The sequence below is a fragment of the Metabacillus rhizosphaerae genome (assembly GCF_037201795.1).
GTDB classification, from domain to species: Bacteria; Bacillota; Bacilli; order Bacillales; family Bacillaceae; genus Metabacillus; species Metabacillus rhizosphaerae.
Map to the genome: position 1 here is coordinate 4,059,044 of NZ_CP147403.1, position 23,894 is coordinate 4,082,937.

27 protein-coding genes are annotated in these 23,894 nt (G+C 34.7%); all 27 read right to left on the reverse strand.

Features of this window, described 5'->3' with window-relative positions; all coding sequences use genetic code 11:
* Positions 1-16: 16 nt before the first annotated feature.
* Positions 17-1,096: a flagellar biosynthesis protein FlhB gene (gene flhB, locus WCV66_RS19730; RefSeq protein WP_066337715.1), complete on the reverse strand. Its 1,080-nt coding sequence runs from the start codon at positions 1,094-1,096 to the stop codon at positions 17-19.
* Positions 1,083-1,874: a flagellar biosynthetic protein FliR gene (fliR, locus tag WCV66_RS19735; protein WP_338786609.1), complete on the reverse strand. Its 792-nt coding sequence runs from the start codon at positions 1,872-1,874 to the stop codon at positions 1,083-1,085. Before fliR ends, flhB begins: the two co-directional genes overlap by 14 nt.
* A 2-nt stretch (positions 1,875-1,876) precedes the next feature.
* Positions 1,877-2,146 (reverse strand): flagellar biosynthesis protein FliQ, encoded by a 270-nt coding sequence (gene fliQ, locus WCV66_RS19740; protein ID WP_338786610.1) that lies wholly within the window; start codon positions 2,144-2,146, stop codon positions 1,877-1,879.
* A 15-nt stretch (positions 2,147-2,161) separates the two neighbouring features.
* Entirely contained in the window at positions 2,162-2,827 is a 666-nt protein-coding gene (gene fliP, locus WCV66_RS19745) for a flagellar type III secretion system pore protein FliP (RefSeq protein ID WP_066337721.1), read from the reverse strand.
* Positions 2,820-3,500 carry a flagellar biosynthetic protein FliO gene (locus WCV66_RS19750; protein ID WP_338786611.1) on the reverse strand — a complete coding sequence of 227 codons (681 nt, stop codon included), beginning with the start codon at positions 3,498-3,500 and terminating at the stop codon, positions 2,820-2,822. The genes fliP and WCV66_RS19750 overlap by 8 nt, the downstream gene beginning before the upstream one ends.
* A gap of 13 nt (positions 3,501-3,513) precedes the next feature.
* Entirely contained in the window at positions 3,514-3,876 is a 363-nt protein-coding gene (locus tag WCV66_RS19755; RefSeq protein WP_207975049.1) for a response regulator, read from the reverse strand.
* A 27-nt stretch (positions 3,877-3,903) separates the two neighbouring features.
* Entirely contained in the window at positions 3,904-5,139 is a 1,236-nt protein-coding gene (fliY, locus tag WCV66_RS19760; protein ID WP_338786612.1) for a flagellar motor switch phosphatase FliY, read from the reverse strand.
* Positions 5,129-6,127, reverse strand: a complete 999-nt coding sequence (gene fliM / locus WCV66_RS19765) for a flagellar motor switch protein FliM (RefSeq protein ID WP_066337735.1) — start codon at positions 6,125-6,127, stop codon at positions 5,129-5,131. The genes fliY and fliM overlap by 11 nt, the downstream gene beginning before the upstream one ends.
* A gap of 32 nt (positions 6,128-6,159) precedes the next feature.
* The gene (gene fliL, locus WCV66_RS19770) at positions 6,160-6,585 is read right to left on the reverse strand and encodes a flagellar basal body-associated protein FliL (protein ID WP_066337737.1); all 426 of its coding nucleotides are present in this window, start codon (positions 6,583-6,585) and stop codon (positions 6,160-6,162) included.
* Positions 6,578-6,799 (reverse strand): flagellar FlbD family protein, encoded by a 222-nt coding sequence (locus tag WCV66_RS19775; RefSeq protein ID WP_066337739.1) that lies wholly within the window; start codon positions 6,797-6,799, stop codon positions 6,578-6,580. The genes fliL and WCV66_RS19775 overlap by 8 nt, the downstream gene beginning before the upstream one ends.
* A 55-nt stretch (positions 6,800-6,854) precedes the next feature.
* Positions 6,855-8,354: a flagellar hook-basal body complex protein gene (locus tag WCV66_RS19780; protein WP_338786613.1), complete on the reverse strand. Its 1,500-nt coding sequence runs from the start codon at positions 8,352-8,354 to the stop codon at positions 6,855-6,857.
* 125 nt (positions 8,355-8,479) lie between these two features.
* Entirely contained in the window at positions 8,480-8,902 is a 423-nt protein-coding gene (flgD, locus tag WCV66_RS19785; RefSeq protein WP_413789600.1) for a flagellar hook assembly protein FlgD, read from the reverse strand.
* A gap of 12 nt (positions 8,903-8,914) precedes the next feature.
* Complete coding sequence (locus tag WCV66_RS19790; protein WP_338786615.1) at positions 8,915-11,353, reverse strand: flagellar hook-length control protein FliK; 2,439 nt, start codon at positions 11,351-11,353, stop codon at positions 8,915-8,917.
* 15 nt (positions 11,354-11,368) lie between these two features.
* Positions 11,369-11,971 carry a MotE family protein gene (locus WCV66_RS19795; protein WP_338786616.1) on the reverse strand — a complete coding sequence of 201 codons (603 nt, stop codon included), beginning with the start codon at positions 11,969-11,971 and terminating at the stop codon, positions 11,369-11,371.
* Positions 11,972-11,982: 11 nt separating this feature from the next.
* Entirely contained in the window at positions 11,983-12,426 is a 444-nt protein-coding gene (fliJ, locus tag WCV66_RS19800) for a flagellar export protein FliJ (RefSeq protein WP_066337755.1), read from the reverse strand.
* Positions 12,426-13,745 carry a flagellar protein export ATPase FliI gene (gene fliI, locus WCV66_RS19805; RefSeq protein WP_338786617.1) on the reverse strand — a complete coding sequence of 440 codons (1,320 nt, stop codon included), beginning with the start codon at positions 13,743-13,745 and terminating at the stop codon, positions 12,426-12,428. The genes fliJ and fliI overlap by 1 nt, the downstream gene beginning before the upstream one ends.
* Positions 13,746-13,752: 7 nt before the next feature.
* Positions 13,753-14,514 carry a flagellar assembly protein FliH gene (fliH, locus tag WCV66_RS19810; RefSeq protein WP_338786618.1) on the reverse strand — a complete coding sequence of 254 codons (762 nt, stop codon included), beginning with the start codon at positions 14,512-14,514 and terminating at the stop codon, positions 13,753-13,755.
* The gene (gene fliG, locus WCV66_RS19815; RefSeq protein ID WP_338786619.1) at positions 14,507-15,526 is read right to left on the reverse strand and encodes a flagellar motor switch protein FliG; all 1,020 of its coding nucleotides are present in this window, start codon (positions 15,524-15,526) and stop codon (positions 14,507-14,509) included. Before fliG ends, fliH begins: the two co-directional genes overlap by 8 nt.
* A gap of 12 nt (positions 15,527-15,538) precedes the next feature.
* Positions 15,539-17,143, reverse strand: a complete 1,605-nt coding sequence (gene fliF / locus WCV66_RS19820; RefSeq protein ID WP_338786621.1) for a flagellar basal-body MS-ring/collar protein FliF — start codon at positions 17,141-17,143, stop codon at positions 15,539-15,541.
* Between the two features lie 76 nt (positions 17,144-17,219).
* Positions 17,220-17,534: a flagellar hook-basal body complex protein FliE gene (gene fliE / locus WCV66_RS19825; protein ID WP_338786622.1), complete on the reverse strand. Its 315-nt coding sequence runs from the start codon at positions 17,532-17,534 to the stop codon at positions 17,220-17,222.
* A 10-nt stretch (positions 17,535-17,544) separates the two neighbouring features.
* Positions 17,545-17,994 carry a flagellar basal body rod protein FlgC gene (gene flgC, locus WCV66_RS19830; RefSeq protein WP_338786623.1) on the reverse strand — a complete coding sequence of 150 codons (450 nt, stop codon included), beginning with the start codon at positions 17,992-17,994 and terminating at the stop codon, positions 17,545-17,547.
* A gap of 3 nt (positions 17,995-17,997) precedes the next feature.
* A complete protein-coding gene (flgB, locus tag WCV66_RS19835; RefSeq protein WP_338786624.1) occupies positions 17,998-18,387 on the reverse strand; it encodes a flagellar basal body rod protein FlgB in 390 nt (129 codons plus the stop codon).
* A gap of 339 nt (positions 18,388-18,726) precedes the next feature.
* The gene (gene codY, locus WCV66_RS19840; protein WP_066337778.1) at positions 18,727-19,506 is read right to left on the reverse strand and encodes a GTP-sensing pleiotropic transcriptional regulator CodY; all 780 of its coding nucleotides are present in this window, start codon (positions 19,504-19,506) and stop codon (positions 18,727-18,729) included.
* 115 nt (positions 19,507-19,621) lie between these two features.
* Positions 19,622-21,022, reverse strand: coding sequence for an HslU--HslV peptidase ATPase subunit (gene hslU, locus WCV66_RS19845; protein ID WP_338786626.1), 1,401 nt, complete (start codon positions 21,020-21,022; stop codon positions 19,622-19,624).
* A gap of 17 nt (positions 21,023-21,039) precedes the next feature.
* On the reverse strand, positions 21,040-21,582 hold the full coding sequence (gene hslV / locus WCV66_RS19850) for an ATP-dependent protease subunit HslV (protein WP_066337780.1): 543 nt from the start codon (positions 21,580-21,582) through the stop codon (positions 21,040-21,042).
* A 25-nt stretch (positions 21,583-21,607) separates the two neighbouring features.
* The gene (xerC, locus tag WCV66_RS19855) at positions 21,608-22,516 is read right to left on the reverse strand and encodes a tyrosine recombinase XerC (RefSeq protein WP_338786627.1); all 909 of its coding nucleotides are present in this window, start codon (positions 22,514-22,516) and stop codon (positions 21,608-21,610) included.
* A gap of 62 nt (positions 22,517-22,578) precedes the next feature.
* On the reverse strand, positions 22,579-23,889 hold the full coding sequence (trmFO, locus tag WCV66_RS19860) for an FADH(2)-oxidizing methylenetetrahydrofolate--tRNA-(uracil(54)-C(5))-methyltransferase TrmFO (protein ID WP_338786628.1): 1,311 nt from the start codon (positions 23,887-23,889) through the stop codon (positions 22,579-22,581).
* Between the last annotated feature and the right edge of the window lie 5 nt (positions 23,890-23,894).

Genomic DNA, 23,894 nt, shown 5'->3' on the forward strand with positions numbered 1-23,894 from the left:
ATTTAACGTTACTCTTTTACATTGATTTCGCTTGATAAACATAGGCTATGATTTCTGCGACAGCTTGGAAGAATTCCTCCGGTACAGCTTGGCCTATTTCAACTTGATCGTACAGTGCTCGTGCAAGAGGTCTATTTTCAACCATCATTATTTCATTCTCTTTCGCAATTGCTTTAATTTTTTGCGCGACAAGATCAACCCCCATCGCAACAACATATGGAGCATCCATTTTTGATTCGTCATATTTTAAAGCAATGGCATAATGTGTTGGATTCGTAATGACAACATCTGCAGTTGGTACATCCTGCATCATTCTTCGCATTGCCATTTCACGTTGCCTTTGCTTAATTTTCGATTTAATTAATGGGTCACCTTCTGATTTTTTATATTCATCCTTTATATCCTGCTTTGACATTTTAAGGTTTTTTTCATAATCATATCGCTGATAAAGATAATCCATTAACGCCAATAACAGCAGGGCTGCAGATGCAAATAAACCCATTTTCACAGTTAAGGAAGCAATAAATTGAAAAGATTGTTCCACAGTCATTTGCGATAGCCGTAAAACATTTTCCATATCGAACCATATAACAGCAAATGTAACTAATCCAACAAATGAGATTTTCAACAGTGACTTTAATAGCTCCACAATTGCACGCATTGAATAAATTCGTTTGAAGCCTTGAATGGGATCCAATTTATTTAATTTCATTTGAATAGCTTCTGTCGAAAATAAAAAACCAACTTGAAGGTAATTACCAAGTACACCTGCTACTAATGCGATTCCCATAATCGGAGCAAGAATCATTGCAGCTTGAAAAGCCATTGTTAAAAAAAAATCATACACGTTTTCATCTGTTAAATCTAAAAGTAAGTAATCTTGAAAAACACCTTTTATCATGAGTAAAATTCGGTCTCTCATAAAAGCGCCTATGAATAGAAACGATAAAAAAACAGTTAATAGTGATAATGCAGTATTTACATCCGCACTTTTAGCAACTTGACCTTTTTTTCTTGCATCCTGTTTTTTTCTAGGCGTAGCTTTTTCTGTTTTCTCTCCCGAAAAAAACTGTAAATCTAATTTAAGAAGGTTCATTGCCTACTCCTCCAAGCAATTCCATGAGTCCTCGGATTGTATATGTCATCGTTTCAAAAAGCTGTTGCATTAACAAAAATAATGCACCCATTACAAGAATAAGCATGATAAAGCTTACTCCAATCTTTAATGGCAATCCTACAACAAATATATTTAGTTGAGGAACCGTTCTTGCAACAATACCAAGTGCTATGTCAACTAAAAACAATGAGCCTACAACAGGAATCGACATTTGAAACGCAATGATAAACATGGAATTAAATGTTTGAACAATGAATTCAATAATATTTTCTTCACCCAATGGTAAAAAAAGTTGATCGATCGGAACAAACTGATAACTATAAAATACTCCATCTAATAATAGGTGATGAGCATTCAGACTAATCATAAGCAATAGTGACAATGTATAGAGAAATTGTCCTATAAGGGGACTTTGTGCACCAGTTTGTGGGTCAATAACATTTGCGATAGCAAAGCCCATTTGAAAATCAATAAAACTTCCTGCAATTTGAACAGCTGCAAGGATAAAGTAAGCACAAAAGCCAATGATTAGCCCGAAAAGTGCTTCCTTTAAAATAAGAATAAAATATTGGCTATCTATCTCAATTGCTGGTGGTTCTAAGGAAATGAACATAATATATGCTAAAAAAAAAGAAAAACCAATTTTATGTGTATTAGGGATATTTCGATAAGAAAATAGAGGTAAAGTAACAAAAAAAGCTGTTATCCTCATAAATACTAGAAGAAATGCTGGATAATTTTCAAGAATTGTAACCATTTTTACCCCACAAACCTATTTAAATTACCGAATATATCTTGAGCATAGGAAACAAGTGTAGAAAGCATCCACGGACCAAAAAAAATTAATCCTAATAACACTGCAACAATTTTCGGAATAAACGCAAGTGTTTGTTCTTGAATTTGAGTAGTAGCTTGAAATATACTGACTACTAAACCAATTACAAGTGCTAATAATAATACAGGCCCACATATGATTAAAGTTGTAAACACCGCTTTTTCTGCTAAAGAAATTACAAACTCTGAACTCATTCGTTCTCACCCATTCTAAAAACTTTGTAACAAAGACTTAATAATTAAATACCAACCATCTACTAACACAAATAATAAAATCTTAAATGGTAGAGAAATCATAACTGGCGGTAACATCATCATCCCCATGGACATGAGAATACTTGCAACGACCATATCAATGACTAAAAAAGGAATGAATATCATAAATCCTATTTGAAAAGCTGTTTTAATTTCACTTATCGCAAACGCAGGGACAAGAGCTGTTAATGGAATATCTTCGACTGATTCAGGACTTTCAATACCTGCATAATTCAGAAAAAGTGCTAGGTCTTTTTGTCTTGTGTGCTTACTCATAAATTCCTTAAACGGTAATGCTGCTCGCTCATATGCTTCTTCTAATTGAATTTCCTCATTAAAAAGAGGTGTTAAAGCTTGTTCATTCACTTCTGAAAAAGTCGGTGCCATGATGAAAAAGGTTAAGAATAAGGCAATGCCAATCAAAATTTGATTTGGTGGCATTTGTTGCGTTGCCAGAGATGTCCGAACAAACGACAGAACAATAATAATTCGTGTAAAACATGTCATTAAGATTAAAATACTCGGGGCAATTGACAAGACAGTTAATAATAGTAATAGTTTTACAGATGTACTGACACTTTCTGCATCACTATTATTAAAAAATTCCATAAATTCATTCATGCTTGTTTAAACCCTTTCTTTTAACATCCTCAAGCTGTTTCGTTCGCTCGTTCTTTACCTTTTCTAACTGGTCTTTAAATGAAGTTGAAAATGTTGTTTCCTTCTCTTTTGCCCGATTTCTTTTTAAGTTGTCATTAAGTATAGTTGTCACCTTTTGGATTAAATCCTTAGGTTCAACGATCTGTTCCTGCTTTCGCTCAAAATCCTCAATTAATTGATTTCTTTCTTGTTCATCGTCTATTTCTTTAAGTAATGAAATCGATTCACCCACACCTAACACGAATAAGCGATTTCCAACCTTGACCATTTGAATTGATTTACTTTGCCCTAGGCTTGTACCTCCTAGATTGACAATTGACTGACCTTGTTGAAACATCCGGTTGCGTTTGGTGACAAATTTTAACAAGAAGTAAACCAAAAAAAGAACAAATGCTAGGGCAAGAAACATTTTAATAAAATCAAAGGCTGAAACTGAGAGCGCATCCTCCTGAACAACCGGCTCTTCTTGATTTTTTTCAATCGAAGTGTTATCAGTAGGCCCGTTATTCTCATCTTTTATATTTTCATACACACTTTCATTTACTTTTTCCTCCGCAAGTGCACTTATCGACGCTTGCGGAGTAAAAATGATAAGTGCTACTAACATCAATAACCAATAAATTCTATGAAGCAATTTCACTCCACCTTTAGCTTAATGTTTTACCAATAGCCTCTAAAACACGGTCTGCTTGGAATGGTTTAACAATAAAGTCTTTTGCTCCTGCTTGGATCGCATCGATAACCATCGCTTGTTGTCCCATTGCAGAACACATAATAACTTTTGCATTAGCATTAATTTCTTTAATAGCTTTTAAAGCTGCAATACCATCCATCTCAGGCATTGTAATATCCATAGTAACTAGGTCTGGTTGATGTTCTTTATATTTTTCAACAGCTTGAGCTCCATCTGCTGCTTCTGCAACAACTTCATACCCATTTTTCGTTAGTATGTCTTTAATCATCATTCTCATAAATGCTGCATCGTCTACAATCATAATTTTATGTGCCATATTGTTCTCCGCTCCTAATACGTTATATTATTTTAGTTTATTTAGCCGTTCAGTTTGGCTGATAATATCAGTTACACGAACTCCAAAATTTTCATCAATAACTACTACTTCCCCTTTAGCAACAATTTTACTGTTTACTAAAATATCAACAGGTTCACCAGCTAACTTATCGAGTTCAATAATTGAGCCTGATGATAATTCCAAAATTTCTTTCACTGAACGCTTTGTCCTACCTAATTCTACCGTAACTTGTAGAGGAATATCGAGTAGCATATCTAAATTTTGAATTTCTTGCTGCTGATATTGCATTGGTTCAAAAGAAGTGAAATCTGCTGGTTTTACATTAACTGCTGGTTGTTGTGTCGATTGTGTATATTGTGGTTGTGGTGTATTGTACATTTGCTGACTAGGCTGTTCCATGTATTGATTTGGATGGTGCATTTGTTGTTGCATTTGCATTTGATTGTACTGAGCTTGAGCATATTGTACAGGTATATCATTCATAACAGGTGATGGCTGTTGAACCTCTTTAACTGCTTCAGCTGTAGCTGCAACCTCTTGTACTGGATTAATTAATTGCTCGATTAAATCCTTAGCAAAATATAATGGTAATAATTGCATGATGTTAGAGTCAATTAACATTCCAATTTTAAGTCTAAACGAAACTTGAACAAATAAAGCTTCATCTGGAATTGCCTGAGATTCATCAGTATCGTTTGCAGCGAGCAGTTCTACTCTCGGTGGTGATATATCGACCTTCTTGTTAAAAATTGTAGACATTGATGTAGCAGCCGAACCCATCATTTGATTCATCGCTTCCTGAACTGCACTTACCTGAATTTCACCAAGCATTTCATCAGGATTTAGACCGTCTCCGCCAATCATTAAATCCGCAATGATTGCAGCATCACTTTGCTTAATTACTAATAAATTACTACCAGAAAAACCCTCAGTATAATTCACTTCGATTGCTACATACGGATGCTCGAATTGGTCACCTAACTTGCTTTTTTGAACAATTGAAACACTCGGTGTTGTAATTTCTACTTTTTGCTGAAGTAGTGTTGATAATGCAGTTGCAGAACTACCGAAAGAGATATTTCCAATTTCCCCTATCGCATCCTCTTCCATTGCATTAAAATAATCCTCAGTTTTTAATATAATTGCCCCTTCGTTCTTTACAGGTGTTTGATCATCTTCAGAACTATTTCCCTTTAATAGAGCATCTATTTCATCCTGAGATAACATACCGTCACTCACCATCTTCGTCACCTCTCAATAAGTGGTCAATAATCTGAACCGCTATTTTTTTGTTCAATTTCCCTGGTTGTGCCGTATACTTTGGCTTATCACCTATTTTAACCACCAATGGTTTGTCGATCGAACTATTTAATTGAATGACATCACCAATCTGTAAATGGAGAAAATCCTGAACAGATATTTCAGAAGCCCCTAGCTCTGCAGACACTATTAAATCAGCTAATTGTATTTGCCTCTTAAGAGCTTCTATTTCATTTGGTTTAGGCTCTTTTCTATCTGATTGCATCCAATAATGAGCTGAAAGTCTTGGAATGATCGGTTCAAGGACAACATGTGGAATACATAAATTGATCATTCCACTTGTTTCACCAACCTGAATGTTTAATGAAATCACGACAACTGTTTCATTTGGTGATACCATTTGTAAAAATTGAGGATTGACTTCAAATTCCGACATCATTGGCTCAATATCAATGACAGAATCCCATGCTTCTTGATAATTTTCTAATGATTTTTCAAAAATATTTGAAATGATTTTTGTTTCAATTTCTGTTAAATTTTCAATTTTATTAATTCCTGAGCCAAGCCCCCCCATAACCCGATCCATCATAGCGTATGCTATATTAGGATTAACTTCCATAAGGATACGACCAACAAGTGGCTGAACTTCAAAAACATTTAGCACAGTCATTTTAGGGATTGAGCGGATAAACTCCTCATAGGGTAATTGATCGACTGATCCAACTGTTATTTGAATATAAGTTCTTAATTGAGCTGAAAAATAAGTCGTTAACAATCTAGCAAAATTATCATGGATACGTGTTAAGCTTCTGATTTGATCCTTTGAAAAACGTAATGCTCTTTTAAAATCATATACTTTAACTTTTCTGGTGGATTCTTCCTTCTTTAATTCATCTGCATCCATCTCACCAGTGGAAATGGCTGAGAGTAAGGCGTCAATTTCACTTTGTGATAAAATATCTCCTGCCAAAGTTTTCACCTCCTAGGATTATATGTTTGAAACTACTGAAGGATATAGGAAGTGGTATAAACCTTATTGACCTTGCCCTTTTGCATTAATCCATTTGCTTTTTGTTTAACTGTTTCTTTTAGCTTGTCCATTCCTTCTTTTCCCTCAAGCTGATCTGCGGTCATATTTGCTAGTTCCGATATGATAATATCACGGATTTGAAACTCTCTTTGTTCCAATTCTTCTTTTGCCTTTTTAGAATCAGTTTCAATTTTAAATGACAGACGTACTATATTACCACTGGATAAATTTGTGGTGATTTCCGGGATATCCACGGATGCTTCCACTACCTCTTCAATTGAAGGTTCTTTATGCTCTTCATTACCTTGAAATTTCATAACGACAACAAGTGCTGTTACACCGATTAATGTAATAGAAACGATAATGACAAGCATAATACTTATAAGCTTCTTATTCATCGTCCAAGACCTCCGAGCCTTTTCTTAACGACAGAACATTTATATCTCTATAAAAAGAAGTTATTTTCTGAGAAACCTCTTGTTCTGGCTCTTTCACAACATATTTATGCCCATTTGTTAAAGTAATCGTTGTATCAGGAAATGATTCAATTACTTCAATAAATAATGCGTTTAGTGAAAATGGTTTTCCATTTAACCTTGTTAACTGAATCATAATATGTGAGGAAGACTTAGAAATGTGACATTAAATCCGCCTCATTCCCCCTTAATTAACGTTTTAAGCCCATTAATTCTTGTAAGATTTCATCTGAAGTAGTAATGATTTTCGTATTAGATTGGAAGCCACGCTGCGCAACAATCATTTCTGTGAATTCTTCAGAGAGATCAACGTTGGACATTTCAAGTGCACCAGCAATAATTGATGCTGCTCCATCTTTACCAGCTACTGTTAACTCTTCAAGTTGAATACCATTATTATCTTTGTCAATTGAACCTGAGTTAGCTGTTTGTTTAAATAAGTTTCCACCAATTTTTTCTAGACCACCTGAATTTGTGAACATAGCCACACGGATTTGGCCAGCAAGATTTAATTCTCCATTTTCATTTACAAATGTAACTGTACCATCTGGCCCAATACTAAAGCTTTGAGCATTTAAAGGAATTTGGATTAACCCAGCTTCACCACTTAGCTTATTTGTGAAAGTTGGATCTTGCAAACTTGATGCAACTTCCTCAAAGTTAACGACAGATTGACCTATTTTTTCTAAGTCGATCATGTAGTTGTTTAAATCAGCAATTGTGTCGTTTAAATTGGTTAACGTTGCATCTGGCACTGGATTATTAGCTCCAGGTGCTGTAAATGTACCAGTTAATTGAGCAATCGTTGTATTAAATTCTTTTACGATTGTACCAACCGGTTGTGCTCCATTAAACGTAGTAACTCCACCATTTAAATTTCCAACATTGGTATTAAAAGCAGTAGCAACTGTGTTGAAATTAGTTTGTGCATTAGTATATTGAGCAATAATTGTATTTAAAGCACCATTTGCGCTTACCATAGCATTATATAAAGGGCCACCTGTACCAGTTTCATTTTTAGTGTAGTTACTATATGCATCACTATATTCTTGATAAGCATTCAACAGATCGTTTGCTTGCTTAGAAAGATCTTCGAGAGAGGTCGTCATATTGCTGTACGGTGTGCTGAAATTATTAATAGCATTAAGAGCATCTTGTGATTTTTGAATTGCTGGAGTTGAAGGAACAGTTTTCTCTCCTGCTTCACCAATCACATACATTCCTTCAGCTGATACTAAATAACCACGATCATCTAAATATAAATTGCCTGCTCTAGTATAATTCATATCAACAGCACCATCGATGGCACCAATTATTAAGTTATTACCAATTTGATTTCCTTGATCAATATTGATTTTACTTAAATCAGTCAAGGTCGCGACAGGTAAAAATCCATCTCCAGCTAAAGCTACGTCTAACGTTCTAGAGGTTGTCTGTGTAGAACCAGAAGTATGAATTGTATCAATTGAACTAATTTTTGATCCAAGCCCGATTTGTTGTGGGTTTGTTCCTGCTGAAGTTTGAGTTGCTGCAGATGCACCTGAAATTTGTTGGTTAACTAGGTCAGCAAATGTAACACGTGATTTCTTAAAACCATACGTATTAACGTTAGCAATGTTGTTCCCAATGACATCTAATTTCGTTTGAAAATTCTTCATTCCGCTTATTCCTGAATATAATGAACGTAACATTAATTATTCTCTCCCTTAATAATTATATTTAGTTGCTTTAGACATTCTAAAATGCAAGCCTTAGTAATGATTCATTATTGATCCCGTGGCTGAATAGTTATGTTCAATTGCAGTAAGTTAAATTGTTACTCAGCCTTACTAATTTTTGTAATAGAATCGTTTGTAATTTCTTCACCATTATCAAGCTCTAATATGATCCCTGTATCACTTTGTTTAATCGATTTAACAATGCCGTTACCAGTTTCTTCAGTGGCCTTCCATTCAACTTGTTTTCCAATCATTTCAGAATATTTTAAAATAGAGTCACTTTGTGTTTGGGTTTTTATGAACTTTTCTAACATAGTTGACATATTTGTTGTTTGTTCAAGTGTTGAGAATTGAGCCATCTGAGCGATAAATTCTTTATCTTCCATAGGATTAAGTGGATCTTGATTTTGTAACTGGGACATCAATATTTTTAAAAATTCATCCTTCCCAAGACTCGAATTACCTGTGCTAGTTGTACTATGCTTATTTGAAATTAGTAAACTAGGATCTATTGAAGTCATCATTTATCCTCCTTACACAGTTGTATTTAATGCTTCTTTTAATGATTCTATAAAGCTTTGTTCAGTCTCAGGTTCTTCTTCACGCCTAGAATTCTCGAAATCTTTTTCATGTTTTTCTTCTTGTTCTTGATTTTGATCCTTATATGTTTTTACAACTTGTTCTGAAATCACTTCAAACCTTTCGATCTCTATTTGTATCGATGGTAAGGCTTGCTTTAATTGATGAATACTATGATCAAGTAGGTCCTTGGCAGACTCAGTTGATGTGATGATCCTTGCAACCATCTCACCATTTTTTTGTACAAGCCTAACAGTAAGCGATCCCAGGTGTTCAGGATTTAATTTGATTACTAAACGATTTGCTCCATTTGGAAGTTGTGAAAATTTGCTTGTTTTAAACGCATTCAATAATTGATTTGTAAATTCCTGCCGCGTTGTGGCTTCAGACTTTTGGTTTTCTCCAGATAAAATATTTGGTTTAGCGATAAGTTTGTCTAAATGAATTGTAAACGTTTCTTCTCGTACTTCAATCGCCTTTGCTACTTCTTGGGGTTGAAGTTGTGAAAAGGTTAAATCTATCGTTTGTAGTCTTGTAGTATCACTTCTACTTATCGATGGATTCATTCGCTCGGCCTGGACATTTATTTTACTATTTAACTCTTGAATATTACTTGACATTCCGTCAGTGATTTCTCTGAAGAATTTCCCGTCCTGTTTTGAGAGTTTGGTTATTAATCTATCGTATAGAACAGGAATTTCTTCAAAAATAGTTCCTTTTTTTCCTATCTGTATATTATCGGAAAATAGTGTTTGAATACTTTTTTCAACTTTTGAGTATAATTCATTCATATCAATTGAAAACTGTGTTGATAATTCGATACCGTTCACAAAAGCTTGTACTCCCTTTATTAGCGGCGTAATTGGTCGAATCAATTCATTTGTAACATTGTCATGATCCTGTGTTCTATTAGAATGTATACTTGCTTGAATAATCGGTCTAGTTAAACCGATATTTGATTTTTGTAAATTGTCAATTTCAGATAAAACGGTGTTAATATCAACTGTGAATTTATTTGCTACTTGATCTGCAGTTGTAGCAATTGTGAGTATTTGATTAATTAATGGAGTGTTATGTTCAGTTTGTTTAATTTCATTTTGGGTAATAATTACTGGAATTTCTGGGTTAACCGGATTAACCGCATTCTCAGGATTTACTGCATTATTTGGATTAACTAGGCTAACCAGATTAACTGAATTATGGTCTATACTTTTACTGAGGGAATACTGATTTATCATACTAGTAATTTCTTTTTCTATATCATTAATATCAAGTCCAACTTGATCAGAGAGCAAATATAGACTTGATTGTACTAGTTGGAATACTTCCTCAATTGTTTTAATTGAATCTAATGGAACGATTTGATCAATAACTCTTTCATGTTGTGATTCTATATTTGAAGCCTGATTAATGCTTTCAGATGATAAATTCAACTTGTTTCTTTCAAGTTGTTTGTCTTCTTTGACAATCAATTCTTCAGAAAAAAACCTTATCTCTCCAAACCTATCATCATAATTAACTGATTGATTTAACTGACTAGCTGGAGCTTCTGAAGCAAAAAGATTTTCTACAGTTTTGTTAACGATCGATTTTACCGTTGTTAAATCTACTTGTTCAAAAATAGTACGTAAATTACGCTTAATCTCATCATCAGAGGGCACAGTTAAAATATCATTAATAATTTCTTTTTTCATCTGTGGTTCTTGTATTGGCATGATATTTGTTTCGGTTAATTTATTATTTATCTCGATTAATTTATCAATGGTTTGTAACCTTGTTGAATCATCATCTGATGTCCACTTAATTAATAATATTTCTCCTTCGATTAAGGATTTGTCATTTTCATTCATCTGATCAATTGCTTGCGTCATGCTTAATAATGAAAAGGAATTAGCATTATGATAACTAGAATACTCTTGGTCTAACACATCATTTAACTTAGATAAAAATGGTGAAAAATCCACTTTTTCATCTTTAGGTAATTCTTCAATCGCTTTTACTAACGTTAGGATTCCCACTGCAGTTGGTGAAGGTATAACTTGCTCAATCAATTCTTTTACAGATTCAGCATCATTAAAATTACTTATTATTTGATTTTCAAGCAGTGACACAGTTGATGATTTAGTATCAATGGGATGGTCATTTTCGTGAAAGCTAGTATTTTTGCTTACATGATCAAGTGAACCCCCACCTATGATAGCCTTCAATTCATCAGTAATTTGTTGCAAGGAAACATCTTCAGTAGATGCTTTATTTTGACCAATATTAGGTAGTTGTTTTATTCCTTGATCACCAACTAAAAACTCACTAAACCTCGAACCACCTAAATTATGAATTGTTCTGAATGAACTTACATTTTGATTCATCATTTGTAATAGTGGAGCGATTTTCACTAATTCACCACCCTTCTATTCAGTTGTTGATGCTAATAGATTTGTATATTTTACTGCATCATCAACAGTCATTTTTGTTAATATATCTGCTACCTGTTTGTCATCTAAAGATGTAAGAATAAGCATTGCATCTGCCTCATTTAAATTAGGAATGATTTCAGCTGCTTTTTTACTTGTCATACTATCGTACAGCTTTGCAATATCCTTCGACTTGTTTTCTGATTTAGCATTATTTATGTCTTCAATTTGAGATTCTAGAGAGTTTATTTCTTGATTTAAATTTTGAATTTCCTTTTCTTTAATCGTTACATCATTTTCTAATGCACCAATTATTGATGATTGTTCTTGGATTGTCTTCTCGAGTTTTTCTTTCTCATCCTTTTGTTGTGTAGCTTCCTTCACAGCTACTTCTGCATCAGTTGTTGTTTCCTGTTTATCATCATTAAACAATTTTTCAACCACTGGTACTCCTGCTAAGAGTGTCTTTGTTTTGCCCAAGACATCAAATCCAGCAACTGACAAGATTACTAGGACTAACGTAGCTGTGAAGATAGTCGGAATTAAAATAACGAAGAAAAACCATTGGAATTTACCATATTCTTGTTTCTTATTTTCCATCGATCTTCCACCTAATTTCCTCGATACATATATGTCTGAATTGAGAGATCATCCATATACTTGTTTTCAATATACTTAATACCTATTTGGTAATCTTCTTGTTGTTTTTCTTTTAGCTTTTCATACTTTTTAACTTCGATATTGTGCTTCATAAGCTTTACTTGCTTTTCATTCATCCGACTTCGAGTCATAACCACAAGTTTTTGATAGTGCGATATTGTCTTTTCCAAATTATTAACAAATTGTTGATAGTGCCTTATTTCTTGAACTTGCATTCCTTGATTGAGTCTAGAAAGAGTATTCTCTTCCAACACTTCTTTTTGTTTTAGTGAATCGTAAAGTTTTTGAGCTACATTTTCAAAATCATTAACCGATTGATTGTATTCTGCTAACGATTTCTCCTTTTCATCTTCTTTTATATCCATAACTTTTTGAAATCGAAATTGGTAAGTCATTAAAATTCACCTTTTTCCATTAACTGAATAAGCGAATAAATACTCTGCTCAATCGTAACTTTGTCTTCTACATTTTGTTTTAAGTAGGAAATGATTTTCGGATAAAATTTTATTGCGTCATCAATTTCACGTGAAGACCCTCTTTTATAGGCTCCAATATTGATTAAGTCTTCTGAGTTCAAATAGGTTGATAGGTGATCCCTGAGTTTTGTTGCTGAAGATCGATGGTCTTGATCAGCAATATGGTTCATAACACGACTTATACTTTTTAACACGTTTATTGCAGGAAATTGGCCTTTATTTGCAAGCTGACGATCTAAAACAATATGCCCATCAAGAATTCCACGGACAGTATCTGAAATGGGTTCATTCAAATCATCTCCATCAACCAGGACTGTATAAAATGCGGTAATTGACCCATGCTCATTTGTCCCTGTTCGTTCTAAAAGCTTCGGAAGAATGGCAAAAACTGAAGGTGTATATCCTTTTGTGGTCGGTGGTTCACCAATAGCTAGTCCGATTTCACGTTGTGCCATGGCAACTCGTGTTACCGAGTCCATCATAAACATGACATTTAACCCTTTATCACGAAAATATTCTGCTACAGCAGTTGCAGTATATGCTGCTTTTAGTCTCATTAGGGCTGGCTGATCTGAAGTAGCTACAATCACGACAGATCTTTTCAATCCTACGGGACCTAAATCTCGATCTATGAATTCTCGGACTTCACGACCACGTTCTCCGATAAGAGCAATTACATTTATATCTGCGTTCGTATTGCGGGCAATCATCCCCATCAAGGTACTTTTCCCAACACCACTACCTGCAAAAATACCAACACGTTGCCCCTTACCTACTGTTAATAAGCTATCTATTACTCGCACACCAACTTCTATCTTTTCATGAATTGGCGGCCGTTTCATTGGATTTGGCGGTGATTGATCGGTAGGTACATATGTTAAGCCTTTAGGTAAAATTGAGTCATCCATAGGTTGTCCAAAGGCGTCAATTACTTTACCGATTAATCCTGTACCAACCTTAATTTTTAATGGATCTTCTGTTGCTTCTACAATACTACCAGGTGAGATATCTGTTACTTGTAAATATGGCATTAGCAGTACATTTTCATCCTTAAAACCTACTACCTCAGCTGGAATCTTTGATTTTTTGTTTGATCCTGTGTAGATATAGCACAGATCTCCAATTGAGCTTTCTGGACCTCTTGATTCAATCATAAGTCCAACTACTCTTTTTACTTTACCATAGCGTTTATAGGAATCTAGTGAATCAATTGTATGAATCAAGTCCAATGCTTTCAATTGAGGATCACCCTTCATCCAGTAATTGTAATAACTGATTTTTTAATTGCTTTAATTGAGTATCAATACTAACGTCAATCCGTCCAAAAGCAGATTCAATATAACAGTCATCTACATTTAACTCTGCACTAGCATATATACTTATGTCAGTGTCATTTGTCACTAATAATTTCAATTCATCCTTATGACTTAACAAAAGTTCATAATATGATGGATGAACATGTATTTTTATATTTTCATATTCTTTTACTTCATTTAAACCTTGTTGGATAAGCGGTAAAAATTTGTCAGGTGATTCAGCTAATTTTGCTGCAATTATCTTTTCGGCCAGTTTAATTGATAAAGATAAAATCGTATCCTCTGCCGATTGAATCGTTTCATCATAGTCTTTTTTCGCCATGTCAACGATCCTCTGTGAATCTTCAATATAACCTTGATATTGCCTTAAAGCCTCTTGTCTACCTAGTTCTAAACCTTCAGCATAACCTTCTTGTCTTACTTGCTCATATAGCTGTTCATGCTCTTGTTCCCAAGCTCTCCGGTCATTTTCTATTTGTTGTTGTAACCTTGTTTTTTCAGCTTGAGCTGATTGAATTAATTGCTCTGCCTCTTCTTTAGCAGTTTGAATAATATATGAAGCGTGCATATCTGTCTCTGGGTCATTTATGTGTTTATATTTTTCGTTTAGCAGTACTTCTAGCCCTTGTACAGCTATTGGTTGTTTATCATTGTCATTTTTATAGTATTGCACTTTAATCAACCTAGACAATAATATCATCTCCTCCACCACGAGCGATGACAATCTCACCAGCTTCTTCTAATCTTCTAATTACGCCAACGATTCTAGATTGAGCCTCTTCTACATCGCGCAGCCTAACGGGTCCCATGTATTCCATTTCTTCTTTAAAAGTATCAACCATTCGTTTCGACATGTTTTTAAAGACAACATCTCTAACTTCCTCACTTGCAACTTTAAGCGAAAGCATTAAATCTTCATTTTCAACATCTCTGATGACTCGTTGGATTGCACGATTATCAAGTGTTACGATGTCCTCAAAGACAAACATTCTCTTTTTAATTTCTTCCGCAAGTACTGGATCTTGAATTTCAAGTGAGTCAAGAATTGTTCTTTCTGTAGAACGATCAACTCCATTTAACACTTCTACTACTGCTTCAATTCCACCCGTTTGGGTAAAATCTTGTGTGACTGTAGATGAAAGCTTCCGTTCTAGAATTTGCTCTACTTCATTAATAATCTCAGGAGAAGTTCGATCCATAACAGCTATTCTCCTTGCTACATCAGCTTGCAGCTCTTGTGGCAACTCAGATAATATTTGACCTGACTGGGCTGGCTCAAGATAGGATAAAACAAGTGCAATTGTTTGTGGATGCTCATTTTGGATAAAGTTCAAAATTTGTCCTGGATCTGCTTTTCTTGCAAAATCAAAAGGTCTAACTTGTAATGACGATGTTAATCGTTGAATAATACTAGTTGCTTTTTCACCACCTAAAGCCTTTTCAAGAATTTGCTTTGCGAATGCTATACCACCCTGAGAGATATAGTCCTGAGCCATTGCAATATCATGAAATTCTTCAATAATTTCTTCCTTCTTATTTGCCTCAACTTTTCGAACACCGGATATTTCTAACGTTAATTTCTCAATTTCTTCCTCAGACAAATGTTTATATATTGATGCTGAGACTTCAGGACCTAATGAGATTAAGAGGATAGCAGCTTTTTGCTTGCCATTTAGTGTATTAGAATTGTCTTTTCTTGCCATAAACTTACCCCCCTATTCCTCTGTAATCCATGTACGTAAAAGCTTAGCAAAATCTTCAGGCTTTTCTTTAGCCATTTTTTCGAGCTGTTTTTTACGAACAGTACCTTCTGTTTCGACTTCATTATTTATATCTTGTACTCTAATCGTCTCATCAATCGTATAATCCTCTTCATCGTCTAACTCTATATCATCTTGTTTTTTCTTTCTAACTAACAAAATTACTAAAATAACAATTGCCAATAATAAACCACCAGCAACAATGTACATCCACATTGGTATGACTTGTGTTGCTTCTGTTTCAGCAAATTGTTGTTTACCATCAAACGGTTGGACAGAAACAACCACTTTTTCGGCAATTTGTTCGTCTGTTAATGGTTCTTCGGTAGAATCTTTATTAATTGATGTTCGGATAACAGTTGAGAGAATTTGTTGAATATCTTCTTCTCGCTCTGCTGTGAATGAAAGAGGATCTTCTGGATCAGGTGGCTCTACCATAACTTGAATTCCTAAGTCACGAATTTTAAATGGGCTTTCAACAATTTGTTTATTTATACGGTTTACTTCATTATTTATTCTCTCTTCAATTCGTTCATAATCTCCGTCACCTGTGGTTTCGGTTGTAGCTTCATAGCCAGGAACATCAGTTTCACCAGTTCCATTAACTCCACCAGCAGCCGCAGCTCCGTTACCTGTGTAAGCCTCTGTAATTCGTTCAACACTTACTGCAATTCCTTCATCGCTATCTTCTCCTACAGGAGTAATAATGTTTTCTTCTCGATTTTCTTGAGTAAAGTCGATATCAGTAGTAACAGAAACAACAACCTTATCCTGTCCAATCATCGTACCAAGCATTTTTTGGACATCACGCTGAATATCCTGTTCAATTTGCGACTTGATTTCCTGCTGAGATGCATAGCTAGTTCCTGCTGTAGAATTTTCACCATTATTAAGATCATAGTAATTAAAGTTTTGATCCATTATGACAATGTTATCTGTAGTAAGGTTTGGAACACTTTTTGACACTAAATGAAAAAGTGCATTTACTTTTTCTTGATCTAAACTGGCACCAGGTTTTAAATTAAGAACTACCGAAGCTGATGAACCTTCTTGCTGCTCACCAACAAATACAGATTCTGCTGGGAGGTTAATCATGACATTTGCATCATTAACACCCTCAATCCCCATCATTAAATTGGCAAGCTCAGTCTGTGTCGCCTTTAACTTTATGACATCAAATTCTTTATCAGTCATTCCAAAACCAGAATCCTGACCAAAATAGGAGTAATCAATTGTACCTGAATCTGGAACTCCTTCAGCAGCAAGCTCAACCATTAATATATCAACTTGCTCTTTTGGCACCAAAATAGTAGCACCATTATTTGAAATTTCAGATTGAATACCTTTGGAATCCAGAGTTTCTTTTATTTGTCCAGTCTCTGCTGGTGAAAGATTTGAATATAAAGGAACTAAATTAGGCTTTGACACAAAAAATGTTAATAAACCTGCGAACACAAAAAATAAAAGTGCACCAGTAATGATTAAGGTTTTCTGCACTTTACTTCTTTGCTGCCATATCCCATTTAGTTTATTTGTCGTATTTTTTAACTTTTCGTTCATTCATATAGTCCCCCGGTTATGATGACATATTCTTTTTGTAGTTACCGATAACCGTCCTTAAACGTAAGAACAATTACTATACTTGCATTCTCATCATTTCTTGATAAGCTTCAATCGCTTTATTGCGAACCTCAACTGCAAGGGTCATCGAAACGCTAGCTTTTTGAGCTGTTATCATCACATCATGTAATTCAACATTTTTACCAGTAGCAAGCGCCTCTGTCATTTTATCTGACTCAATTTGTGATTGATTCACTTGATTTATCGCTTGTTTTAATGAATCAGCAAAGCTAGTTTTACTTGTACTCGTATTATCCATTAAAGAATTAGTTTTTAGTTGTATTTGAGTTGGTTGTGTAGTTAGTTGAAAAGGATTTACCTTGTTTATCATTTAATCCACCCTATTTTCCAATTTCTAATGCTTTCATTAACATCTCTTTTGTTGCATTCATTGCAGTCACATTCGCTTCATATGACCTAGTACTACTAATAAGGTCTACCATTTCCTTTAATGGGTCAACGTTTGGCATAGCTACATATCCTTCATCATTTGCATCAGGATGGTCAGGATCATAGATAAGTTCAAATGGTGTGTCATCTTCGACAATTTCTGTTACTTTTACACCATCCACTGTCGAGGATGAGCCCATAGCCTTGTTTAAAAAGGATGAGAATTGATTACCTTGTGGCTGAGTTACAACCATTTTCCTACGGTATGGTTGCCATTCCCCATCAACCATCTCTCCTCTAGTCGTATCCATATTAGCCATATTAGATGATATAACATCCATTCTAACTCGTTGTGCTGTCAGAGCAGATGCCGACGTATTAATTGATTGAAAGATTGACATGCTTTAATTTCCACCTTTAATTACTGTTTTTAATGAAGAAAATTTACTACTTAAACGGTCGATTAACGCGTTATAATGAATTTGATTTTTTGCCATTTCCGTCATTTCTTTATCAATATCTACATTGTTTCCATTGTGTTGGTAGTTGGTATTCGCTCTATTAGTGATTTGATAACCTGATGAAGTAGAACCAAAAACAAAATGTTTATTGTTAGTTTTATTTGCTTGTAACTTTTGCATTTCATTACTAAGAGCATTATTAAAACGAACATCTTGAGCCTTATAGTTCGGAGTATCTACATTTGCTATATTATTTGAGATAACTCTTTGTTTCGTAGTTGATTGACTTAGTGCTTGTTCAAGGTTATTTATTGTATTAGAAAATAATTTCATGGTTACCCCCACAAAAATAAAAATTCACACGTATCGTATAGTGTCGAATTTTGTTAATTGATATTTTAATTGTATGAAATAATAGGCTTAAAGTCTATTAAGCTACTGTAAAAAAAAGTCGGATTTTCTATCAATTCCAAAATAAGGACTATGTACCTATAAAAACTACATAAAACTGATGATTCAAAAATTAAGATAAGATTCTTATTAAGTAGAATTTTTCATTTCATCGCTTATATCAAAATAACACATTAATCTACAACAAGGCAGGTATAATATTTTTCCATTTTTCGAACATCAAAAAAGCACCTCAAGTTTAAACTTGAAGTGCTTTTTTGATTAATTAGTTTTTAACTTTTCCAATTCCAATAGGAACTTATCATTTAATACCTTGATATATGTTCCTTTCATACCTAATGAGCGTGATTCGATCACACCAGCACTTTCAAGTTTGCGAAGTGCATTTACAATGACTGACCGTGTAATCCCAACTCGATCTGCAATTTTACTTGCAACTAAAAGACCTTCTTTGCCGTTTAATTCTTCGAATATATGTTCAATTGCTTCTAATTCACTATAAGATAATGAACTAATTGCCATTTGTACAACAGCTTTACTTCTTGCTTCTTCTTCGATTTCTTCGGATTTTTCACGAAGAATTTCCATACCTACAACTGTAGCACCGTACTCCGCAAGAATTAAATCTTCATCTTCAAATTGCTCTTGTACTCTTGCTAAAATAAGTGTACCAAGACGCTCACCACCGCCAATAATTGGCACAATTGTTGTTAAACCATTTTGGAATAATTCACGATTTTCTACCGGAAATGCGGTATATTCACTTTCAACATCAATGTTAGAAGATGTTTCAGTAATGTTAAAAAGATTGTTTGTATATTCTTCAGGAAATTGACGATCTTCAAGCATTTTTTTCATACGATCGTTTTCAATTTGTTGATTTACCGCAAAACCTAGTAGTTTACCTCTTCGGCTAACAACGAAAATATTTGCCTTGATCACGTCACTTAACGTTTCTGCCATTTCTTTAAAGTTTACTGGTTTTCCAGCTGCTCTTTGGAGCATCGCATTAATCTTGCGCGTTTTTTGTAATAGAGCCATAATTGGTTCCTCCTGTAGCATATTAAATTGTTATTTGGAAGGTTCGGAATTTACTATCTGTTAGCAAAATGCTTCGTCCTTCTAGTAGAATCAACATAAGAAATTATTATTGATCCTATAGTATAAATTGACTTAAATCTTTGTTTTTTGAAATTTTACCTAATTTGTCTTCAACATATTGAGGTGTAATAACAATCTTTTCTAAATTTATATCAGGCGCTTCAAAAGATAAATCTTCTAGTAGACGTTCAAGAATGGTATGTAATCTTCTCGCACCGATATTATCTGTATCCTGATTCACTTCAAATGCAACTTCTGCTATTTTACGTATAGCATCGTCAGAAAATTCTAATTGTATACCTTCAGTTTCAATTAATGCTTGATATTGTTTTAAAAGTGCATTATCAGGTTCTACTAAAATTTTAACAAAATCATCAATACTTAGCTTAGTAAGTTCTACACGAATAGGAAATCTACCTTGCAGTTCAGGTATTAGATCTGATGGCTTCGCAATATGAAAAGCACCAGCAGCAACAAATAGGACATGATCTGTTTTTACAGATCCATATTTGGTTACCACTGTGGAACCTTCTACAATTGGAAGGATGTCGCGTTGAACCCCTTCTCTTGAAACATCAGCAGATGAACCACCTTTCGATTTCCCAGCTATTTTATCAATCTCATCGATAAAGATGATTCCACTTTGCTCAGCTCGAATGACTGCTTCCTGTGTCACTTCATCCATATCAATTAATTTACTTGCTTCTTCATTCGTAACGACTTTTCTTGCTTCTCTTACAGTAAGCTTTCTTTTTTTCTTTTTCTTTGGCATAAAGCTTCCTAAAGCATCCTGCATATTCATACCCATTTGCTCCATACCAGAGCCTTGAAGCATATCAAACATCGATGCTTGTTGCTCTTCAACCTCGATCGTCACATAGTGATCCTCTAATTCCCCTAGAGCTAATTGATGTGCGATCCGACGGCGTTTTTCTTGAATCGACGTTTCTTCAGAACTATCCTCTTGCTCGTTTATTTGGTTACTGGCACCGCCAAATAACATTTCCAATGGGTTTTTTGCAGTAGATTGCTTCTTTTTTCCAGGTACAAGCAGCTCTACTAAACGCTTATTTGCATTCTCTTCTGCAAGACCTTTTACATCAGAAATTTTTTCTTCCTTCACTAAACGAACTGCCGTCTCAACTAAATCACGTACCATCGATTCAACATCTCTACCTACATAACCAACTTCAGTAAATTTTGTCGCCTCAACTTTAATAAAAGGTGCTCGGGCAAGCTTTGCAATTCTTCTCGCAATTTCTGTTTTTCCAACACCTGTAGGTCCGATCATTAAAATATTTTTAGGAACTACCTCTTCACGTAGCTTTTCGGTTAATAAGCTTCTTCGATAGCGATTTCGTAGTGCAACTGCTACCGCCTTTTTTGCATCCTTTTGCCCTATAATATATTGATCTAATCGTTCAACAATTTCTTTTGGTGTTAGTTCTTTATTCAACCCATTTACCTCCCTTATTAAAGCTCTTCGACAATAATATTTTGATTGGTATATACACAAATCTCACCTGCAATAGTCAATGAACCTTTTGCAATATCCTTGGCAGTTAAGTTCTCACCTGCGTAACGCTTTAAAGCTCGACCAGCAGATAAAGCATAATTACCACCTGAACCGATCGCTAAAATGCCGTCATCAGGTTCAATCACTTCGCCTGTACCAGAAACAAGTAAAATGTGTTCTGCATTCATGACGATAAGCATTGCTTCAAGTCTTCTTAACACCTTATCACTACGCCACTCTTTTGCTAATTCAACAGCTGCACGTTGTAAATTACCATTATATTCTTCAAGTCTGCTTTCAAAAAGCTCAAACAAAGTAAACGCATCTGCAACAGAACCCGCGAACCCTGCAATCACTTTTCCATTAAATATTTTCCGAACTTTCTTTGCAGTATGCTTCATCACAACAGCATTGCCAAATGTGACTTGACCATCACCAGCCATTGCTGCCTCACCATTATGCTGAATAGCAAATATTGTTGTCGCATGAAATTGAGACATTTTTTTACCTCCTATAATCTGGCTTTTAAGCTCGTGGATGATGGGACATGTAAATCCTCTTTAAATGCTCTTTCGTAACATGGGTGTACACTTGAGTAGAAGACAAATGTGCATGGCCTAATAGCTCTTGAACACTCCTCATATCAGCACCTTCATTTAGCATATGTGTAGCAAATGTATGTCTAAACATATGAGGGTGTATATGAAGTGTGGAGGATGCTTTTTTTATCAATTCATTTAATATGTGTCTCACTCCACGATCTGTCAAAGGGCTACCTCGATGATTGACAAATAAATATGAATGTTGATCAGGTTCTTTTAATCTGCTTATTAACAATTTTCTTCCTTGGCTTAAATAGTGCTCAATCGAATCCTGGGCATAGCTGCCAAATGGAACATATCTTTGCTTGCCACCCTTCCCATGAACAAGTACGGTTCCAATATATAAGTCAATATCTGTTAACCGTATATTACAACACTCACTTACACGAATCCCAGTTCCATAAAGAACCTCTATTAGCGCCTGGTTTCTTTGCCCTAATGGAGTGGTACAATCTGAGATCGAAAACAGATTTTCAATTTCTTCTTCATAAAGAAATTGGGGGATTTTCTGTTCTCGTTTCGGTAATGACACTAACGAAAAAGGATTTTCACTAAGTTTTTCTTCTCTAACAAGAAACTTAAAAAAGCTTCTTAAGGAGGATACTTTTCTTGAAATTGTTTTTCTAGAATAGTTTCTATTATGTAACTGCGTTAAAAATAAACGTGTATCATTATATGTAATTTCTTCTAGATGTAGGATCGCTTGTTCTTTCATAAAGGAAAAAAAGTCCTCTATATCAGTGGCATAATTCACAATAGTATATTGTGAATAATTTTTCTCAATTTGTAAATATTCTATGAAAAAATTTAAATAAATCTTAACATTTTCCATCATAACACCTCACAAGGGCTACTAAATGTTATCACAACTTTAGTAGCCCTTGCAAATTATTTCTATAAATTTTTCGAAATTTTTTGAATTGTTTCCAAGGCACGATTTGCATGCATTTCATTTCGCTCTTTTTTACTTTTGATACGCACAGGTAAGTCTGCAAAGATGCCAAAATTTGCATTCATTGGTTGAAAATTATCAGCATTTGTAGTTGTAATATATTTTGCCATACTACCGATCGCTGTTTCATTTGGAAATTCGACTAGATCTTTACCTAAAACAAAGTGGGCAGCATTTAAACCAGCTACTAACCCTGATGCAGCAGATTCAACATACCCTTCAACACCTGTCATTTGCCCTGCGAAAAATAAATCTTCACGATCTTTATATTGATAAGTTGCTTTTAAAAGCCTAGGAGAGTTGATGAAGGTATTACGATGCATAACACCGTAACGAACAATTTCTGCATTTTCAAGACCCGGAATTAATGAAAGTACTTCTTTTTGCGGTCCCCACTTAAGGTGTGTTTGAAAACCTACTATATTATATAATGTACCCGCTGCATCATCTTGACGGAGTTGAATAACAGCAAAGGGCCTTTTCCCTGTTTTAGGATCTTCTAAACCAACCGGCTTTAACGGACCGAATAACATAGTTTTTCTACCTCTTTTAGCCATTACTTCAATTGGCATACATCCTTCAAAGAAGATTTCTTTTTCAAACTCTTTTAATGGAACTGTTTCTGCAGAGATTAATGCCTCATAAAAACGATCGAATTCTTCCTCTGTCATCGGGCAATTTAAATAAGCAGCTTCCCCTTTATCGTATCGGGATTTTAAATATACTTTTTCCATATCAATGCTTTCTTTTTCAATAATTGGTGCGGCTGCATCATAGAAATATAAATATTCCTCACCAGTTAGTGATTTAAGTTGATCAGAAAGATTTTTTGAAGTAAGTGGACCAGTTGCAATAATTGTTGGACCACTAAGAATTTCTCCAACTTCTTCAGTTACAACGGTAACATTTGGATGTCCTTTAACTAGCTCCGTTACTTTAGCAGCAAACTCATGTCGGTCTACCGCTAAAGCCCCTCCTGCAGGAACAGCACATTCATCAGCTGCTTTTATAATAACTGAGTCAAGAATTCTCATTTCTTCTTTTAATACACCAACAGCATTAGTTAACGTGTTTGCTCTTAATGAGTTACTACAAACTAATTCTGCAAACTTGTCTGTATGATGTGCTGGTGTTTGTTTAACTGGTCTCATTTCGTATAAACGAACTGGAATACCTCTTTTCGCTAATTGCCAAGCAGCTTCACTACCGGCTAATCCCGCACCTATTACATTTACTACTACATCTTGGTTCATTATTG

Excerpts from the sequence above, each read along its gene's own strand:
- fliP (WP_066337721.1), bottom strand. The coding sequence starts at position 2,827 with ATGAATGAATTTATGGAATTTTTTAATAATAGTGATGCAGAAAGTGTC.
- fliR (WP_338786609.1), bottom strand. The coding sequence starts at position 1,874 with ATGGTTACAATTCTTGAAAATTATCCAGCATTTCTTCTAGTATTTATG.
- flgC (WP_338786623.1), bottom strand. The coding sequence starts at position 17,994 with ATGTCAATCTTTCAATCAATTAATACGTCGGCATCTGCTCTGACAGCA.
- fliF (WP_338786621.1), bottom strand. The coding sequence starts at position 17,143 with ATGAACGAAAAGTTAAAAAATACGACAAATAAACTAAATGGGATATGG.
- fliE (WP_338786622.1), bottom strand. The coding sequence starts at position 17,534 with ATGATAAACAAGGTAAATCCTTTTCAACTAACTACACAACCAACTCAA.
- WCV66_RS19780 (WP_338786613.1), bottom strand. The coding sequence starts at position 8,354 with ATGTTACGTTCATTATATTCAGGAATAAGCGGAATGAAGAATTTTCAA.
- WCV66_RS19795 (WP_338786616.1), bottom strand. The coding sequence starts at position 11,971 with ATGGAAAATAAGAAACAAGAATATGGTAAATTCCAATGGTTTTTCTTC.
- fliY (WP_338786612.1), bottom strand. The coding sequence starts at position 5,139 with ATGGTGAGTGACGGTATGTTATCTCAGGATGAAATAGATGCTCTATTA.
- flgB (WP_338786624.1), bottom strand. The coding sequence starts at position 18,387 with ATGAAATTATTTTCTAATACAATAAATAACCTTGAACAAGCACTAAGT.
- flgD (WP_413789600.1), bottom strand. The coding sequence starts at position 8,902 with ATGACTTCAATAGATCCTAGTTTACTAATTTCAAATAAGCATAGTACA.
- trmFO (WP_338786628.1), bottom strand. The coding sequence starts at position 23,889 with ATGAACCAAGATGTAGTAGTAAATGTAATAGGTGCGGGATTAGCCGGT.
- fliJ (WP_066337755.1), bottom strand. The coding sequence starts at position 12,426 with ATGACTTACCAATTTCGATTTCAAAAAGTTATGGATATAAAAGAAGAT.
- WCV66_RS19755 (WP_207975049.1), bottom strand. The coding sequence starts at position 3,876 with ATGGCACATAAAATTATGATTGTAGACGATGCAGCATTTATGAGAATG.
- xerC (WP_338786627.1), bottom strand. The coding sequence starts at position 22,516 with ATGGAAAATGTTAAGATTTATTTAAATTTTTTCATAGAATATTTACAA.
- fliQ (WP_338786610.1), bottom strand. The coding sequence starts at position 2,146 with ATGAGTTCAGAGTTTGTAATTTCTTTAGCAGAAAAAGCGGTGTTTACA.
- hslV (WP_066337780.1), bottom strand. The coding sequence starts at position 21,582 with ATGTCTCAATTTCATGCGACAACAATATTTGCTATTCAGCATAATGGT.
- WCV66_RS19775 (WP_066337739.1), bottom strand. The coding sequence starts at position 6,799 with ATGATTCAGTTAACAAGGTTAAATGGAAAACCATTTTCACTAAACGCA.
- fliL (WP_066337737.1), bottom strand. The coding sequence starts at position 6,585 with ATGAATAAGAAGCTTATAAGTATTATGCTTGTCATTATCGTTTCTATT.
- flhB (WP_066337715.1), bottom strand. The coding sequence starts at position 1,096 with ATGAACCTTCTTAAATTAGATTTACAGTTTTTTTCGGGAGAGAAAACA.
- fliG (WP_338786619.1), bottom strand. The coding sequence starts at position 15,526 with ATGGCAAGAAAAGACAATTCTAATACACTAAATGGCAAGCAAAAAGCT.
- codY (WP_066337778.1), bottom strand. The coding sequence starts at position 19,506 with ATGGCTCTATTACAAAAAACGCGCAAGATTAATGCGATGCTCCAAAGA.